We start from the raw sequence: 18,477 nt of genomic DNA on the forward strand, positions 1-18,477 counted from the left end.
TTATACAGGTATTATATAATTATTTAAGAACATGATTTACAAATCATTACTCCAAACTTTTGCAGTTATTTTCCATAAAGTAGTGAATCTTTTTATCATTAGTAATTAACTTATTATTTTTGAAATATAACATATAACCATTAATAAGACTTTGATTGCCTTTTGGTAACATTTTTATATCATAATTTATGGATTGTAAATATTTGTCAAAAAAATTTATATTTTTCTTATTAACAATTTTATCATCAATCTCATAAATTATTAACATTCCTTTATATTTATATGTTTTATATGTCTGGATTTTTTTTTCATCATAGTAAATCAAATCTTTTTTACTAACTGTAAATAACAATTGATTTTTACAATCTACGATTAAATTTATCTGAATAAATTTAAAATTCCCTTCATCCTCTTTCCATTTATCGAGATAAGTATATAAAAATTTTTGTCCCTTATCTTGGGCATTTGAATAATTAAAAGTAAAAAGTAAAAATAAAATAATTAATATTTTAATTTTTTTTGTATTTTCCCTCATAAGCTTTAATTATTTTAGAACTATTATAGATTATTGTTGTATCATATTCAACAGCATAAACAAAATTGACTGCTTTACTGGTACTTTCAGCAGATACCCTATCTCCTTCATTCGTTTTTCCAATTGAAGTAAACGTATATCCATTTGCTTTAGTTGGGAACTTTGACATTATAAAACCACTTGGATTCAAAGCTCCTGAAAATGGAGTACCTTCATTGAAGTTTAACAGTCCGGGATGTAAATGACCATGCAATTTAACATTATCTCCATCATAAACAGGAGACACAGATGTTGGTTTTCCAGATGTATATACTACAGTTTTATCTTTACCTCCTATATCTGCTGTTTGTATTCCAAATTCTACATTTACGTCTCCAGCTTTCATCCAATCAGCAACCTGATAAAAGTAGTCGGATCCTTTTTGTTCATTTTGACCAAAATCAAGATACTTACTTCCATCTTGTAAGTATTGATGAAGATTATTTTTTATATAGCCTTTTTCTCCAACATCAAAACCTCCATCATTTTTTTCTTTTAATTTTCTATCTTTTCCTTGGCCTTCAAAATTTTTGGATGTATATACAACATCTCTATCAGACGGTGCTATATTACTTAATTTTCCATTTTCATCCATCTCATATATATCTTCTAATCTTCCATCTGGATCAATAAAACGAATTGGATTATTGTATGCATATCTATAAGGAGACCAAGCTCTATTTACCTCTGCCAACGGATCCACAACACCCCACCTCCCAATATCCGACATATAGAACCTCGCTCCATAGTCATAAAAACCGGTTTCCTGCAGCTCCTTGCCGTTGTACTTATAATTCATATAACCTCCTAACAAGCCTTTCACTCCTCCAATATGATTCATTCCAAATGCATAATAATTATTGGTATCCGTTATTTCAGCAGTGCCTGTGCTGTCTTTGGCAAAACTTACCCTGGCATTTCCAAGGTGGTCTTTATACTGATAAATATAGCGGTTTTCTATGAAACTGTAAAATCCTTCTGCAGTGGGAACAAAATCAAGCAGCCATATAGGGGATATGATTCCGGGATCAAAAATATTCTTATCTCTGTAAGCTTCTGCTTCAAAGGCAACACTGGTTTTGCACCATAAACAAGGACCTGAGGTTTCGATATAATTATATTGAAATCCATCCAGATAGTCTGTCATCTTTGTCGTTTTGTTTTGTCCTTTCCCGCCTCCAGAGGTGTAAGTCTTACGTACTTTTGTGCCATCTGCCCTATAAAGATAGCTCAGTCCGAAACTGGTAAGCCCTCCTAAAGGATTATTCTGATTGATGGAGAACAGGTCCGGCAGGTTCAGATGATTATAAGCAATATTCTGTATCCCTTTATCCTTCATGGTGGTCATACTTCCGTTCAGGTCATAATCTATGATATTATTACCTCCTTCATAACCGGTATCATTCATGGCATTTTCGATCACTTGGGTCAGGCGGTTGCCATTATAGATATAATCAAGATTATCTACCAAAGTAGCTGTGTTTCCTGGCATAGGTGCCGCTGTACGTTTAAGATTACTGATGCTTCCATTCAGGTCATAGGTCAGGTATTCGTCAAAATTACCGCTGACTCAGGTGGTGGATTTAAAACTTTTTTGCTAAAAACGCTCCTGACTTTGCACAGCGGGTGTTGTATCTTCGTTCCCCTGATTGTATTTCTCAAATAAACTAAGCTATAAACACAAAACCCGCTCAATGAACAGGTTTTGTTGTTATTCTAAGCATGAGCAAATTTTATTTGATACAAATATTTTGATCCTCTTCCGCAGTATAATAATCGTTATACTTTATTATAGTCGAATCATTTAAAATGTATATTTTAGGTGATTCACCACCTTGTTGGATTAAACTACTTACAGATGTTACTTTAAAGGAATATTTTTTCCCTAATTCAATTTTAGTACAAATATTATTGTTAGTCGGTTTAAATATTTCTATAATATCCATGTTATCTGTTATTAGTATACTAACCATTTTATCTTGTTTAAAAGAAATTATTTTCCTTGTAATATCAATTGGCTCTGAACTAATCTTAATATTATTTGTTTGGCAACTGCACAGAATGGCAGTAAAAAATAAAAAAAGATTTTTTTTCATAATATTATTTTCTTAATCCTTTATCATCTTTATAAACTTTATATAAAGATGTAGTTTGAATTTGATTATTAGGATCTATTTTCCCAGCAAAACCTTCATAGTACTTTCTTAAGCCTGTCGCGGTATTTTCAGCTCTTGTTCTCGCTAATATAATAATGTTATCATATGGCATCATTTTTCTTGTCAGACCATGCATTTCGTTAAAAATAGGATTGGAATTAGCTGAAGACTATTATTCCTTATAACAAAGACCTTTTAGATTTTCTGTTATAAATAAATCTTTTTTAATGTTATAGTCTTTGTCAAAATGAACTAATGTACCATTATATGTGATACCTCTAAGATTATGTGATACCAAATTTTTAGGATATAAAGAGATAGGATTTAATTTATAATTCTTATCAACAGTAATAAGATTTTCCCTTTTACAATCTGTTTTGCTCTTTGCTGATGCTATTTTTATTATAGCAGTATTTTTTATGCTAACATCTATTTTTTCTGCATATACCAAATATGTATTTTCAATAGAATCAATTTTAGTAATTCTATAATTGTAGCCTGTAGTAGCTTTCGGCTTTATGCTACAAGCATATAAAATAAATGATGCTAAAATAAATATTATCTTTTTCATAAATTTAAGGATATGTTTGAACAACTTGGGACTTTTTAACACCACTTGGATCGGTTACGAAAAATTCGGCACTGCCACTTTTGTATAAAACGCTAGAGGGTTTTCCATTTTTATCAAAATATCTCACATCATAACCATCCGTCTGTGGAGTAGCATTATTATGAGCAGCGTTATATACACTGAAAGGATTATCATTTTCCGCTTGTGATGCAAAACCAGAATTTACCCCAAGTCTTCGGGAAATTAAAGCTCCTTGATATGATTCCGTTACTTCATGTAGCATATCTGCACCAGCTTTATTAAAATAATCACTCATAGCACCTAACACTTTAGGATTAACTTCTTGATAAGCATTTGTTATAGTATTTACAGCACTACCATCTCTATTAAGTAAATAACTTGTTTTGTTGCCTGAAAAAGTACCTCCTACATATAAATTTCCTGATTTTGTTATATTCGTATATTCTGCACTAACATTTACATTTACTGAATGATCATCAATTGCATTAACCAGCTGTTGAGCATCTGCAGATAGCTTTGCTTTAGGATAATTTTGAGTGTAGCTAACTTTTCCACTATTATCCATTTTAAGGGCAAGTTCCGAAGAAACAGATTTTTGTAATTCCTGCAATGCAGCATCCTTTGCCCCTCCTGTAATAATAACATCATAATTCTGGCGTCCATCCGGATCAATAAATCTCAAAGGATTATTAAAAGCATAGCTATAAAGGCTATGTCTTGTCATCTTTTCCGCCAACGGGTCAACAACACCCCATCTTCCCAAGTCCGGCATATACATCCTTGCTCCATAATCATACATTCCCGTTTCCTGTAGCTCCTTTCCGTTATACTTATAATTCATATAACCTCCTAGCAAGCCTTTCACTCCTCCAATATGATTCATTCCAAATGCATAATAATTATTGGTATCCGTTACTTCAGGAGTGCCTGCGCTGTCTTTGGCAAAACTTACCCTGGCATTTCCAAGGTGGTCTTTATACTGATAAATATAGCGGTTTTCTATGAAACTGTAAAATCCTTCTGCAGTGGGGACAAAATCAAGCAGCCATATAGGGGATATGATTCCGGGATCAAAAATATTCTTATCTCTGTAAGCTTCTGCTTCATAGGCAACACTGGTTTTGCACCATAAACAAGGACCTGAGGTTTCGATATAATTATATTGAAATCCATCCAGATAGTCTGTCATCTTTGTCGTTTTGTTTTGGCCTTTCCCGCCTCCGGAGGTGTAAGTCTTACGTACTTTTGTACCATCTGCCCTATAAAGATAGCTCAGTCCGAAACTGGTAAGCCCTCCTAAAGGATTATTCTGATTGATGGAGAACAGGTCCGGCAGGTTCAGATGATTATAAGCAATATTCTGAATTCCTTTATCCTTCATCGTGGTCATACTCCCATTCAGGTCATAATCTATGATATTATTACCTCCTTCATAACCGGTATCGTTCATGGCATTTTCGATCACTTGGGTCAGGCGGTTCCCAGTATAGATATAATTAAGATTATCTACCAAAGTAGCTGTGTTTCCTGGCATAGCTGCCGCTGTACGTTTAAGATTACTGATGTTTCCATTCAGGTCATAGGTCAGGTATTCGTCAAAATTACCGCTGACTCCCGTTCCCGGTTCTTTATAAAAAGCATTGGTAAGCCTGTTTAGGGCATCATATTCATAAACATATCTTTTGAGATTGTTTTCAGAACTGTTATTCCAGTCTATTTCTGCGATATTTCCGTTGAACTTCCCAGTTGTCGATGGGTTTTCAGGGGTATTATATTTGATCTTATACCCAAAGAGTTTTCCGTTCAGGGTGGCAGGATCATTGATCTGGGTCATCCATCCCTGGATATTGTATTTATAGTCCATTTGCTGAAGCGGAGATGCGGCAGCAATTCCTCCTACTTTCTTAGATTCCAGCTGGGAAAGTTCATTGTATTTATTCTGGGTAAGATATTCAACAGGGTTGCTGTCTACCTGATGTTTGTGAACCAATAGCCTGTTTTGTTGGTCGTACTCAAACGTTTCTGTTAGCACTCTTTCTGAATCTGAGTTTAGGCGCTTGTGTTTAGTAATAACCTGTTGGGGAGTGCCTGCAAAATCCAGCTTGGATTCGGTATGGGTATACCCTCCCAAATGATTGATAGAGTGAGTGCCAATCACTCTTCCTTTCTGATCATAGTAGGTGTAAGTTTTTGTCCAGCTGTCATCCTCAATATTTTTCACAAGGCTCATCACAGGCAGTCCTTTGGTATTTCTGCCGTCTGGGGTGAGAGTATCTGTTAAAATCGTCATCTCAGGAGTATTGGCCGGAAATGCAGGATTGAAGCTGTATACCGGATAACTATCATAATAGTTTAAAGACAATAAAGTGACCCATGTAGAGGATTTAGGATAGGTAATGTCGGAATTTCCGTAGTAGACATCCATTCCCTGTCTGCTAAAAGCTACCGCGTTTCCACGATCTACATTATTGGAGCCAAAAGTATTGACTTCGTTCTGCTCTGCGGCTCGTGTTCCTCCTGTGTTGATTCCGGTATAAGCGACTCTGCCAAACTGGTCATATTTGGTGTAAAGCCACTGTCCTTTGGATTCCAGTTCAGCATCACGGGTGGCTGCAAGCCTGTCCTGCTTGTCATACACCCTATATTCCCAGCCTTTACCCGGAAGCTTTTTTTCTACCAGCCTGCCTCTTCCGTCATAACGGTACTGATAGGCCAAAGCATCATGTTCCGCCATACCCCAGGTCTCTAACTGAGAGAGAAGTGGAGGAATTACAAAAGCTAACTGATTATATTCATTGTAAACATAATAAGTATCTGCATTTTTGGTTACACTGAGCTCTTTTCTGACTAATATAATCTGGCCCTGACCGTTTTTAAATTCAATAGTTTTGTTTCCATCTTCATCGGTGGCTGTATTTTTATACAATTGGGCTTCGCCATACATCCCGTTATTACTGATTGATGAGAACGTAGCTCCGTTCACCCAGCTGGAAGAGGTGGCAAATTTCCTTACTTTATCTATCGTGATATTGGCTTCATAGCCAAATTTCACAGGTTTATCAGCCCAGTCTGTACCCACCTGAATCTGCTGCTGAATCCGGTCTAAAGGAGAATTTTCCAGTATTTTCTCTGAATAGATCTTCTCATTACCATACACTGATGGAGCGTTACCCAATGGATTGGGAACAATAGCTCCGTTTGAAGTGTTTCCCTGGGGAACGGGAAGGTAGTCTTTTACCTGTCTCCCAAACTGATCATATTCAATATGGGTAACAATATCTTTTCCTAACGGTGATGCTTTGATATTCACGACCTGCTTGGGTCTTCCCAAGCCATCGAAGTACTGAACGGCCTGAACCTGTCTGGCATTGGCATCACTCTGGGTTTTAGGTTCAAGGTAAGTCCTTGTGTAGATATAATTTTCATTGGTACTGCTCAAACCGGAGGGCAGCTGTACCTGTGCTTTTACAGTGCCCATTACAAGAAGTACACCTATAGGAATTATTAATTTTTTCATCAGTTCTTAGTTTTTATAGTTGTACTTTATTTCCTTCAGGATCTTGCCGTCCATATCGGTTACTTTTTCCAGTCGATTGGCTGAATCATAGATATAGTTTTCTCTGATCCCGGAAGGCGGGGTGATGGTTCTTACCCCGATTAGCGGATCGTAAGTGTAGGTAGAAACAAGAGGTCTGAACCTGTCTATACTAAGCTTGCTTCTGAATTTTTGCAGTGCTGATAAAAAAGAAGTTTCATCATTATTGGTTCCGGCATTGGCATCTGTATCTGAAGCGCTGATAATTTCCGCCATTACAGGATAATTCTCGGATAAATGCTGATAAGTAACTCCTTCTACTTTGGCAATAGGTTTCGTATTATTATATCCCCATACAATAGCTGTCGGAATTCCATCTTTTGTCGTATACTGACGTAGATTTCCTTTAGCATCATACTGATCATAGGTAATTTCAATAGAAGCCATATTATTTTGAAGATTATAGGATAATATTGATGTAGGAAGCAATGTCAAAGGATCATCATATCTTGTTTCTCTTCTGGAAATAGTTTTTCCGAAAGCATCGTTAGAATCTTGTTTTTTTGTCACTACAGTTTCTAACGGAATTCCAATCATATTGGCATTAATGAGCTTCTGGTTCCCCTTTTCAGCTGCGTACTGATAAACCGTTTCCTGGATACTGAAATCAGAAAATGAGGTTACGCTTCTGGATACTTGTTTATCCGGATTGTTGTATAAATAATTGGTTATTGTAGTAATTTTTTTATAAGTAGTATCATCTGTTGTATTGATTGGTACATCTTCTAAATACTCTGTACTGGTTACGTCATTCAGAAAAGAGGAGTAGGTTGGAAATCTACGGCCCTCTACATACATATTATTCAATGTAGTGGATGGGTTTGCCGTAGATGTTGTAAAGATATATGGGTAAATCTGAATACCGGCAACACTATAAATGTTCCCCTCTAAAATAGAATTGTAAATATTTTGGGTACTTTTCTTTAAAAACAGATTTCCATTTTTATTACTGAAGATACGGTGTGAAATTAATCTGCTGCTAATATTGTTTAATGGGAAGTGCCTGTATAATTTATTCATAGCAGAAGAGGATAATACTCCTAAAACTGTAGCATTGTTTATTTGGGTATTAGCAGCCATTCCGTCTTCATTGGGGTATTTTAGTGGAAGGCTGTTTTCAACTGTATATGCTTCGGTATCAAATTTTTTTTCTTCTCCTCCTTTTTCAAAATTGTCACCTCCATAACTAATGGTTACTTGTGGATATACGGGATCATAAATGTCAAAACTGGCTTGTTCACCACTTTCAGAAAAGGTAAAAATATTTGATATTTGCGGTTCGGAATGGAATAACGACGTATATGATGAAGCAAAGCAAGTAAGACATTCATGAGGCAATGAGTTTACTCCTATTATTTGATTATAAGCATATGACCTAAAATAAGGCTGAAAAGGTAAACCAATAATATCCATATTGCTAATGTTCTTATAATCTGCATAATAAAATCTTTTAATATTGACAGGTCCATTTTCAGCGAGATCATATTGCTTTTTTAATCTAATATTTGCATCTTCTATTTTTGTCCAGCCATTATCATATACCACTGCAGCGACTCCATTACATTGTTTACATAAGTCTGCTATTTTATATTTAAATTGATAAGCCTTATTAGGCTGCGGCTGAAAAACATAAGAAAAGCTAGCATTCTGAACCATTTTTTGTACCTGCACCAGTTTGCTGTATACGACCTGATTGTTTGACTGATCTATTATTTCAAAGATTGCTTTGGCTTTACTTGGCTGATTGATCTCTGCATCAGAATGAAGGTGTATATCAATAGTTACTTTATTTCCTGTAATTTCTGATGGCTGCAAAACAAATGAAGATTCATTTGATAGTGGGTACCATTCGTTTTCATCCAGTACTGGATGGTAAATAGTATTTGTATTTCCGATAACACAATTTCTTTCTTTTATTACAGATTTTTTAGCTTGTAATGATTCGTATTCAAATACCGTCTTTCCTTTTGTAGGGTAAGTAATAGATTTTAGTGTTCCTTTTTTAGCAAATTCAAAGTTGGCTCTACGGTCTGCATAGTAAATACTCTGATCAAAAAAACTGTCATGTTCACCAAATAAATTGAGATTAGGCAATAATGAACTGTTATTATTGGAGCCATTAAAATAGCCTAAATAATCTATTTTTTTCGAAAGCCTTTCGGGAATATCTAAAGGGGCATCATACTCTAAACTGTATTCATTGGTAAAGGTTTCCGTATTGTTGCTTATTGTATATTCTTTGACGGATGTTAGAAAAAATCTTTTTTTACTGACAGAGGTGCTGGTACTGTTGATATAGTCAAAAACTATCTTTTTTATATTTATTCCATTTTGTGAAATTACAATATTCCCCAACTTTTGAAATGGGCTATTTAGCTCAGTTATATAATTAAAATTAATCTCTTCATTTTTTCCAATGATTTTAGTTAGAATTTTTGGATTTGTTATGTTTAATTTTTTACTGAAAGTGCCCACCTGCACACCAGACGGAGCTGTTATAAGTGTTCCTGAAGATGATGATTGAGAATTTATCATTCCAATCTCTTCTTCCCCGAGCTGAATAATTTTTGAACTCACTTCCGTATAGAGAAAATTTATCTCATTATTAGAGGTATCCTTGATTTTAGTAAGATAAAAACTTGTATTTCCACTACGTGAATTATCTAAACGAACCCAGGTTTTCTCAATTGCATTTGTCCCTCCAAAAGTATATTCTGTTCCGTCATTAGCTGTGATAATAAATGTAAAATTTTGTTTAAAATCACCCAATGTTTCAATTTTAACATTATAATTTTGTGTCAATAAAATGGGCTTAAAATTTTTATCTAAATAGAAACTCCCATTATAGCCCTGGACTGAAAAACTGAATATATCTATTTCATTATCTATTGATCCAGAAATGTCATGTGTATAAATCCCCAAAGTTTGTGCCCCATCTTGAGAAGAAAGATAACCGAATTCACTTGCATTTAATATAACCCTTTGTGATGCTATTTCATCAGTGAGATCATAGATTGTCCTGTTAATGACGCCTCCTGCTTCTAAGATCCAATTCATTCCCACTGAATTGGGTACATCATTTACTTTTACACCTGCTTTAAAATAATTTAAAGCAACAGGAAGCTTTAAACTTCCGCTTGTAATCTCATGCAAAGGAATTGTTAGATTAGGGGTTCCTTTAAATTCATTAAATGCTGTATTTCCATACTGAGTTTTAAAATAAGATTCTGGAGAAGGCGGTACAACATTGAATGTTTCGGTCCCATCTATTCCCCCTTTAGCAGAAACTAAGCGACTATAATCTTGTCCATGAAGTATATGGCTCCATAGGGTTGTTAGTAAAATAACAGCTATTGTATTTTTTTTCATGATGGTTAGTTTTTACTTTTTAATTAACTTAGCATTCGCTGTTTTACTTGTATCCGTTTTTATCGTCACCAGATAGGCGCCCTGAACCAGAGCCTGCGTATTCATCTTGGTTACTTTATTCTTTGTTTTCATGCTCTTCTGTTGACTCTTAGTCCGGGTAGAAGTTTGGCTAATCAGGAGCTGCTCATCGATAATAGTGGTATACTGACTCAGAAAGTCCAGTGTTGAAGATTTTAAATCCTTCTGCCAAAGAATTTCCTGAGCCGATCCCAGAATAGTGCATAGGGTAAATGCACCCAAATAGTTATTTTTCATATACATTTGTTTATTTTTAAATATAGTATTAAACATTCCAGATAACAGGGGTGTAATGTGCAATTATTTCTGCAATATTGTACACATTGTATATATTTCTTCCTCTTCCAGAAATACCGGAAAATTATTTAATGTCGAAAAATTGTAATGATAAGACTGACCTAAGTATAAGATCCTAATATATCCTGTATAGATATTCTAAAAAGTATTTTCATTCCCGTGTTATTTTCAAGTTCGTATTAGTTTATTATTTTCGCAAATTTAACAATTTTTAACATATATTAAAATATGTAAACAAAGTTTATCATGCCATATCAATCTATTGTTATGTACATTTCTGCATTATTCTGAAGCAAAAGTAGGCCAGTAAAGCGACAGAACATGACGCATAATAAAGATGAAGTATGTTTATTAAAAGAATCTTGCATCAGAACGGAATAGCTGATCTGTTTTTATAAGTGATAATCTTAGGAAAAGGTCAAAACACAGCACTCTATAATTACCTATTATCAGAGTTTTAATTTTATCTAATGTCAAGATTCTAAACCATATCGTGGATTGATAAGTCAGGTAAGAGAAAGACAAGATAACTTACAAAAATTTCTGCTTTTTACAACTTAACAGCCTAAAATGGATTCTATCCACTTTAATTCCCCAGTTCAGAGGTACTAAAAAAGCCACTCTTCCGAATGGCTTCTTATTTTTTTTGGAAACTGGTTTACTGATAGATTACCACATCATTTTTTTTGATTTGATATCCTTTTTTATAAGGGACTAAAACATAGCTGTCTTTAATGTGAGTTCCACTTTTCCAGAGATTCTCTTTTCCCTCTTTATCCAGAATAATACTTTTTGCCATTCCGTCCGGGATGAAAATTTCAGCTTTTTTCATGTTTTTATTGAAAATCACTGCGGTCATTGAAGCGTAGCTTTGGTCCGAGTTTACTTCTTTCAGCTTTATTTTCTGACTGAAAGTTTTTATACAATCGTTTCTCAACTGTGAATAGGTGTATCCGGCAGAACCAATACAGCCGTGAACGTCTCTGTCTCCTCCTACTATAGGAGCTTTTTTTTGTGCAAAAATTAAGGAACCAAGAAATACTGCACTGAATAAAATTGTTTTTTTCATATTTAAATTTTTTGTTGATGGTTGGTATAACGATATCCCCAACAGGGTATCAGTTAATTCCTCATAAGTTACAAAAAAAACCATTCTTACGAATGGTTTTTCTATTTTTTGATGGATGTTCTTATCTGTAGATCACAACATTATCCTTTTTAAGCTGGTAGCCGTTTTTTTTGTACGGAACCAATATGTAATCTCCGTTTTTCCAGGCTTTGGCTTTTCCGCCTGCTCTGGTAAGGATGATACTCCCAGCTCCGGTATCTTTAACAAAAACTTCAGCTTTGTTCTTGTCTTTACTAAAAATAACAGCTGCCATTGAAGTAGAACTTCCTTTCGGAGCAACTTCTGTAAGCTTTATTTTTTGCTCAAACACACGTACACAGTCTTTTTTAATTTGTGAGTACGTATACCCTGCTGAACCAATGCATCCGTGTGCATCTCTGTCACCACCCACTACCTGTGCTTTTTGTGCGAAGACTAGAGAACCAAGGAACATTGCGCTAAGTAAAATTGTTTTTTTCATTTTGATTTGTATAATATAATAACTAGAATGTCATTCATTAAAAAACCATGCCAAAAAAAACATAAACCACAAAATGGTGAACCGTTAATACCGTTTCTTACTTAGTCCAGTTGATTCTGGAATGTTTCACTTCATCAGAGCTGGTACCAATCATGATATCAAACTCTCCTGATTCCCAGTCATATTTCAAATCTCCGTTATAGAATTTCAGACTTTCCGGGCTGATGTCGAAGGTGACTTTTTTAGACTCTCCTTTTTTCAGAAATATTTTCTGGAATCCTTTCAATTCTTTTACCGGTCTGGTAATACTTCCTACCAAATCTCTGATATATAACTGAACAACTTCCGCCCCGTCATAATTTCCGTTATTGGTTACTGTAACTGTTGCCTGAACGGTTTGATTTCCTTTCGGACTGGTATTGGAAACAGCCATATCAGAATAGCTGAATTTTGTATAGCTTAAACCAAATCCGAATGGATAAAGCGGTGTATTGCACTCATCCATATAGTTTGAACGGAATCTCTGGTATTCACATTTATCAACTAAAGTCTGGTCTAACGGACGCCCTGTATTTTTTGCATTATAATAAATCGGAACCTGTCCTAAACTTCTTGGGAAAGTCATTGGAAGTTTTCCGGAAGGATTTACTTTTCCGAAAAGAACGTCAGAGATTGCATTTCCTGCTTCTGAGCCGGCAAACCACGCATTAAGAATAGCATCAGGAATATCTTTTACATTCGTTAAAGCCAATGGACGGCCAGTAAAAAGAACCATAGCAATCGGCTTCCCTGTTTTTTTTAGTTCATTTAATAAGTCAACCTGAGATTGAGGAATTGTAATTTCAGTTCTTGATGAAGATTCACCACTCATTTCTGCAGATTCTCCGATCGCTAAAACGATCACGTCTGATTTATTAGCAATATCCACCGCTTCTTTTAACAATTCTTCTTTTGAACGGCTGTCTCTGTCGGTTTTCTTACCGTGAGCGGCATAAATTTCTTCTAATTTAGCATCATAATCAATGTTTGCTCCTTTTGCAGAAATAAATTTCACTTCCTTGCCATAATTTGCCTGAAGCCCCTGCATTAAGCTAACAGATTTATCATGCTTTGCGGCAACACTCCAGGTTCCGGCCATGTTTAATGAATTATTGACCAATGGTCCGATTACCGCTACAGTTCCGGACTTTTTCAAAGGCAATACCTGGTTTTCATTTTTCATCAAAACCATCGACTGAGCTGCTGTACTTCTGGCAATATTTCTGTTTTCCATATTGAAAACTTCTTTTGCAGCCAGTTTAGCATCACCATGTTTATATGGATTATCAAATAGACCTAAGTCATATTTTGCTTCAAGAATTCTTCTCGCTGCCATATCAATTTCAGCCTGCGTCACTTTTCCTTCGGATAAAGATTTTTTAAGGGTCGTTAGAAATCCTTCACCTACCATATCCATATCAACTCCTGCTTTTAAAGCTAAAGCAGAAACCTGCTGAAGATCTCCCATTCCATGGTCTACCATTTCGTTGATCCCTGTGTAATCAGTAACAACGAAACCTTTAAAGTTCCATTTGTTTCTCAGTACCTCAGTCTGCAGCCATCTGCTTCCTGTTGCAGGAACTCCGTCAACCTCGTTAAAAGAAGCCATCACAGAAGCTACTCCTGCATCAACAGCTGCTTTATAGGGTGGGAAATATTCATTAAACATTCTCACATGGCTCATATCAACAGTGTTGTAATCTCTTCCTGCTTCACCTGCACCATACAATGCAAAGTGCTTCACACATGCTAAAATGGTATTACCGGCAGATAAGTCTTTACCCTGATAACCATACACCATATTTCTGGCAATTTCACTTCCTAAATACGGATCTTCACCGGAGCCTTCAGAAACTCTTCCCCATCTTGGTTCGCGGGAGATATCTACCATTGGAGAATACGTCCAGTTGATCCCGTCAGAAGAAGCTTCTTTTGCCGCAACTCTGGCTGACTGCTGAATAAGGTTCATATCCCATGAAGCAGCAAGTCCTAATGGAATCGGGAACGTAGTTTCATATCCGTGAATAACGTCCATGCCAAAAATCAAAGGGATTTTCAAACGGCTGTTTTCCACAGCAACTTTTTGAACGGCTTTAATTTTATCAGCTCCTTTTATATTGAATAGTCCTCCTACTAAACCCAGTTCAACTTTTTTTCCAATATCAGAACTTTTAGCCAAACCTGTAGTAAAGTCACCTGAACTTGGTAAATTCAGCTGTCCTATCTTTTCATCTAAGGTCATTTTAGACAAAAGATTATCTACAAAAGCTTTTCTTTTAGCCGCATATTGAGAAGTCTGATAAGACTGAACGGGCTTCGTTACCATTTCCTGTGCCGAAAATACCGGCGCAAGCGCTAACGTTGCCATTACAATTAACTTTTTCATAAATCTATCTTCTTATAAATTATATTTCTATTTTTATTTTAATTCAAAGAGTGTCTATTTCTCTTTCTTTTTTGACATCATCCATTCATATAATTGTGGGTTCGAATAGGCAGAATCCCAGGAGTTATGATTATCATTTGGAAAAATAGTAAGTTCCGCTGAGGGATTGACAGGATGCAGCTTTTGATAAAATTTAAAAGCATTTTCAGGAAGCACAACATCATCCATTCCGCCATGGTATATTTTCATGTTCAAATTTTTATATTGCTGGATATTGGCAGTCATCACCTGATCTGTAGGAGCACATACTGAAACTACTGCGGCAAACATTTCAGGATGTTCCATTGCCAGCTTTAAGGTTCCCCATCCTCCCATAGAAAGCCCTGTAAGGTAAATTCTGGAGGCATCAATTTTATATTTTTTCTGGATTTCTCTGATCAGGTTATAAACGGTAACGGTATCCCACCACATATTTTCCGGACACTGGGGTGCCAGAATAGCTACCGGCTCCTTGATCAGATCTTTATAGGTAAAAGGACTGTGCGCTTTTACCATTTCCAAATTATTCCCTCTTTCTCCTGAACCGTGAAGAAAAACAATTAGCGGAACGTTTCCTTTGGTTTTCTGAGGATAATCGAGGATATAGGATATTTTTTCCTGTTTTTTAATTTCTTTGTTCAATTCTGCTTTTATTTCCTGAGCATTCAGCTGTAAGGAGAGTGGCAGAAGTAAAAAGGGAAAATGTCTTAATTTTAATTTCATATTGTTATTTAGGTTTTGGCTAAAGGATTTGATTTTTTCTTTAGATGGCCACGAATGCATTGATTTAATTATTTTATGCACTCATGGCGCAGTAAAGATTTTATTTTATTCCATATTTTGCTGAGTGAAAGCTTAGTTTTTTCAATCCCTGCTGAATTTCCGGAGCATTCATAAACAGCTTCCAAAGGAATCCCGTTCTGTAATTTTCGATCATGGGTGCAATGGTTCCCTGATCGATGGCCAGATATCTTGGAGTGGTCCAGTTATTATAATTGATTGATGTAGCATCATAAGGTCCTGCAGAACCAATAAATTCAGGTTTTTGAGTGTATATAAATCTCAAAAAGTCCATAGATTCCTTTGGGGTATATGGAAAACTGCTCAATGCCGCAGTCGGAGTGATTACTCCGTGATCATTTTGTGGAAAATGAGCGTTATATCCTGTGCTTCCATCTTCATTTCTGGAATAACCGGCTGTCAGCCCCCAATACTCAGCTCCATATCCTTTCCATTGCTTTGGGTTTTCAACACAGTATTTATAATCGATAAGAACCTGATTCTTATTAAGATCAAAATAATTTTTAATCAGTTTGTCTGATAAATTGGTAGGATCTAATCCAATGTAAGAATATTGCGCCCAAAATAAAGGGCCTCCATACTCTTCAGCTCCGTTGTGCTTAACATACATTGGAAGCCCATATTTTGTTTTTTCCGAAAGAATCTTCCCGTTTCTTGCCCAGCCTTTATAATAGGTTTCCTCATCAATAGAATAAGTAGGTGAAGAAGCTGCTAAAATATAGGTGATCAGGCATTCGTTATATCCTTCCAGCGGAAAATTCATTTCCCATTGATACTCCGGTGACCAGTGCCAATACAATACTTTCTCACCTCCTTTTGTATACCAGTTCCATTGAATTCCTTTCCATAGTTCATCACATTTTGCAGCCAATCTTTTTTCTTCAGCATTTCCGTTCTTAAAATATTCACGAACCATCAGAATCCCTGAAGTAAGGAATGCTGTTTCCACAAGATCTCCTCCATTGTCTTTTTTACCAAAAGGAACGGTTTTCCCTGTCTCTCCATTGATCCAGTGTGACCAGGCACCCTTATGACGGTCTGCTCTAGCAAGGAAATCCATCATGGTAGTCAATCGTTTCACAGCTTCTTTTCTGGGAACAAAGCCTCTTTCTACACCCACCAGAATGGTTGCCAGTCCAAATCCGGAACCTCCTGTAGTGATAACGTGTTTATCGTTATCCGGATAGATATTATCTTCATGATAACGTTCTCTTCCAAGCATTGAATGAGGTTCTGCATAATCCCAGAAATATTTCAGGGCATCTTTCTGAACTTTGTTCATGAGCTGCTCATCTGTAACAGTAGTATTTACAGCTCGGTTTTGGGAAACATCCTGTTTTGCTATTTGGGAGTTTTTGCAGGAATATGCAAACAATAAAGATGCAGCAGCAATTGATAATAAGGTCCTTTTCATGAAATCTTTTTTATCTGGTTATACTAAAAGAAGAGGAGAACTTTCATTCTCCTCTAAAGTGTGTGGTTATATCATTCTAATAATTAGGATTTTGCTGAGACAGCCCCCCTGCTTCCATAATAAAATCCTGTGGAAGAGGGAATACTTCATGCTTACCAACCTGGAATACTTTTCCTCCATCAGCTGCCATTGCAGCCTGTGCCTGACCTGTTCTGACTAAATCAAACCATCTGTCGTGTTCGAAAGCTAATTCTAATCTTCTTTGTTTCCAGATATCTGCTCTTACATCAGCTTGAGTAGATGCCGGAGAATCACCGATATGAGCTCTATTCCTTACTTGATTTAAGAATGGAATCGCAGCAGAAGTCTGGCCTAATTCGTTCATTACCTCAGCTTTCATCAGAAGAACCTCAGCATATCTCAGATAACGGATATTGGTATCAGTATTAGCCTGATCATAATAAGCTGAAGAATATGCTTTATAATTATAAAACTTATTATCTGCATTGATGTTGACTTTTCTATCATCATATAGCGTCATTCCTCTTTGCATAATAGTAGCATCTCTTCTTGAGTCACCTGCAGAATAAGCATCAAACAAGCCTTGGGTTGGCGTTGCAAATCCCCAGCCCCAACCTCCGGTACCACGTGGCGACTGTACCTGAGTATACTGCTGTATTCCTCTACCAGCTACAGCTCCTGACCCTTGAATTTCAAAAATAGATTCTGCATTATTTTCTCCTGTGATTTTATAAATATCAATAAATTCCGGAGTTAAGGAATAACCTGTTACCAGATTACACTGATCAAGTGCTAATTGCCATTTTTTCTGATAAAGATATACTTTAGCCAATAAAGCATGAGCTGCACCAGAAGAAGCCCTTCCTACGTTTGAAGCCCCATATGCTGAACGATCAGGCAATGCTTCTATTGCATCTTTAAGATCTTTTTCTATAAATGCATAAATTTCTTCTTTAGAAACTCTTGTTAACTGCATTTTTTTGTCTGCATCATTGCCTGTAGCAGGAACATGATCAACTAATGGAACACCGCCAAATGACTTCACCAATGTGAAATACATAAATGCTCTTAGGAATTTTGCTTCTCCCATTAATCTTTTTCTTAAGCTTTCATCAGCATTTTTAAGCTGAGGAATGTATAGTAATGCCTGATTTGCTCTATTAATCCCCTGATAATTAGAAGCAAATAATTCTTTGAAAGACGGTGTTGTAGCGGTAAAATTCAAGGCATCCAGAATATCTTTATCTGAACCATTATCACCTGCGCTAGATCCTTTGTCTGCATCATCTGAAACAATTGAAGTTACTCCAATCCAGGCAAAGGTACTCATGTTCCAGTCCAAAAATTTAGCATAAATGGAATTGACAAAATATGTAGCTCCATCGTTATTATTGAATTTTTCAATATCACCAACAGTCATAGATTCTGAAGGAGAAACATCAATAAACTCTTCTTTACAACTCTGTGTAAAAGTCCCTGCTGCCAATAACATCAACGAGACAATTAATATTTTATTTTTTTTCATTT

General features: G+C 35.9%; 14 protein-coding genes. All 14 read right to left on the reverse strand.

Going from position 1 to position 18,477, the window contains the following annotated elements; all coding sequences use genetic code 11:
* Positions 1-46: 46 nt before the first annotated feature.
* Entirely contained in the window at positions 47-535 is a 489-nt protein-coding gene (locus LF887_RS14600; protein ID WP_236854978.1) for a hypothetical protein, read from the reverse strand.
* Complete coding sequence (locus tag LF887_RS14605; RefSeq protein ID WP_236854979.1) at positions 510-2,066, reverse strand: RHS repeat-associated core domain-containing protein; 1,557 nt, start codon at positions 2,064-2,066, stop codon at positions 510-512. The genes LF887_RS14600 and LF887_RS14605 overlap by 26 nt, the downstream gene beginning before the upstream one ends.
* A 241-nt stretch (positions 2,067-2,307) precedes the next feature.
* The gene (locus tag LF887_RS14610; protein WP_236854980.1) at positions 2,308-2,670 is read right to left on the reverse strand and encodes a hypothetical protein; all 363 of its coding nucleotides are present in this window, start codon (positions 2,668-2,670) and stop codon (positions 2,308-2,310) included.
* Positions 2,671-2,674: 4 nt separating this feature from the next.
* Complete coding sequence (locus LF887_RS14615) at positions 2,675-2,845, reverse strand: hypothetical protein (RefSeq protein ID WP_236854981.1); 171 nt, start codon at positions 2,843-2,845, stop codon at positions 2,675-2,677.
* Positions 2,846-2,902: 57 nt separating this feature from the next.
* On the reverse strand, positions 2,903-3,301 hold the full coding sequence (locus LF887_RS14620) for a hypothetical protein (RefSeq protein WP_236854982.1): 399 nt from the start codon (positions 3,299-3,301) through the stop codon (positions 2,903-2,905).
* Between the two features lie 4 nt (positions 3,302-3,305).
* Positions 3,306-6,839, reverse strand: a complete 3,534-nt coding sequence (locus LF887_RS14625) for a DUF6443 domain-containing protein (protein WP_236854983.1) — start codon at positions 6,837-6,839, stop codon at positions 3,306-3,308.
* A 6-nt stretch (positions 6,840-6,845) separates the two neighbouring features.
* Complete coding sequence (locus tag LF887_RS14630; RefSeq protein WP_236854984.1) at positions 6,846-10,286, reverse strand: hypothetical protein; 3,441 nt, start codon at positions 10,284-10,286, stop codon at positions 6,846-6,848.
* A gap of 12 nt (positions 10,287-10,298) precedes the next feature.
* Complete coding sequence (locus LF887_RS14635; protein ID WP_236854985.1) at positions 10,299-10,601, reverse strand: hypothetical protein; 303 nt, start codon at positions 10,599-10,601, stop codon at positions 10,299-10,301.
* 718 nt (positions 10,602-11,319) lie between these two features.
* The gene (locus tag LF887_RS14640) at positions 11,320-11,730 is read right to left on the reverse strand and encodes a hypothetical protein (RefSeq protein WP_236854986.1); all 411 of its coding nucleotides are present in this window, start codon (positions 11,728-11,730) and stop codon (positions 11,320-11,322) included.
* 121 nt (positions 11,731-11,851) lie between these two features.
* Positions 11,852-12,250, reverse strand: a complete 399-nt coding sequence (locus LF887_RS14645) for a hypothetical protein (RefSeq protein ID WP_236854987.1) — start codon at positions 12,248-12,250, stop codon at positions 11,852-11,854.
* A gap of 97 nt (positions 12,251-12,347) precedes the next feature.
* Positions 12,348-14,675, reverse strand: a complete 2,328-nt coding sequence (gene bglX / locus LF887_RS14650; RefSeq protein WP_236854988.1) for a beta-glucosidase BglX — start codon at positions 14,673-14,675, stop codon at positions 12,348-12,350.
* A gap of 54 nt (positions 14,676-14,729) precedes the next feature.
* Positions 14,730-15,437, reverse strand: coding sequence for a prolyl oligopeptidase family serine peptidase (locus tag LF887_RS14655; protein ID WP_236854989.1), 708 nt, complete (start codon positions 15,435-15,437; stop codon positions 14,730-14,732).
* A 100-nt stretch (positions 15,438-15,537) separates the two neighbouring features.
* Positions 15,538-16,929, reverse strand: coding sequence for a glucoamylase family protein (locus LF887_RS14660; RefSeq protein WP_236854990.1), 1,392 nt, complete (start codon positions 16,927-16,929; stop codon positions 15,538-15,540).
* Positions 16,930-17,005: 76 nt separating this feature from the next.
* Entirely contained in the window at positions 17,006-18,475 is a 1,470-nt protein-coding gene (locus LF887_RS14665) for a RagB/SusD family nutrient uptake outer membrane protein (RefSeq protein ID WP_236854991.1), read from the reverse strand.
* Positions 18,476-18,477: the final 2 nt, after the last annotated feature.

The organism is Chryseobacterium sp. MEBOG06 (genome assembly GCF_021869765.1).
Taxonomy (GTDB): Bacteria; Bacteroidota; Bacteroidia; order Flavobacteriales; family Weeksellaceae; genus Chryseobacterium.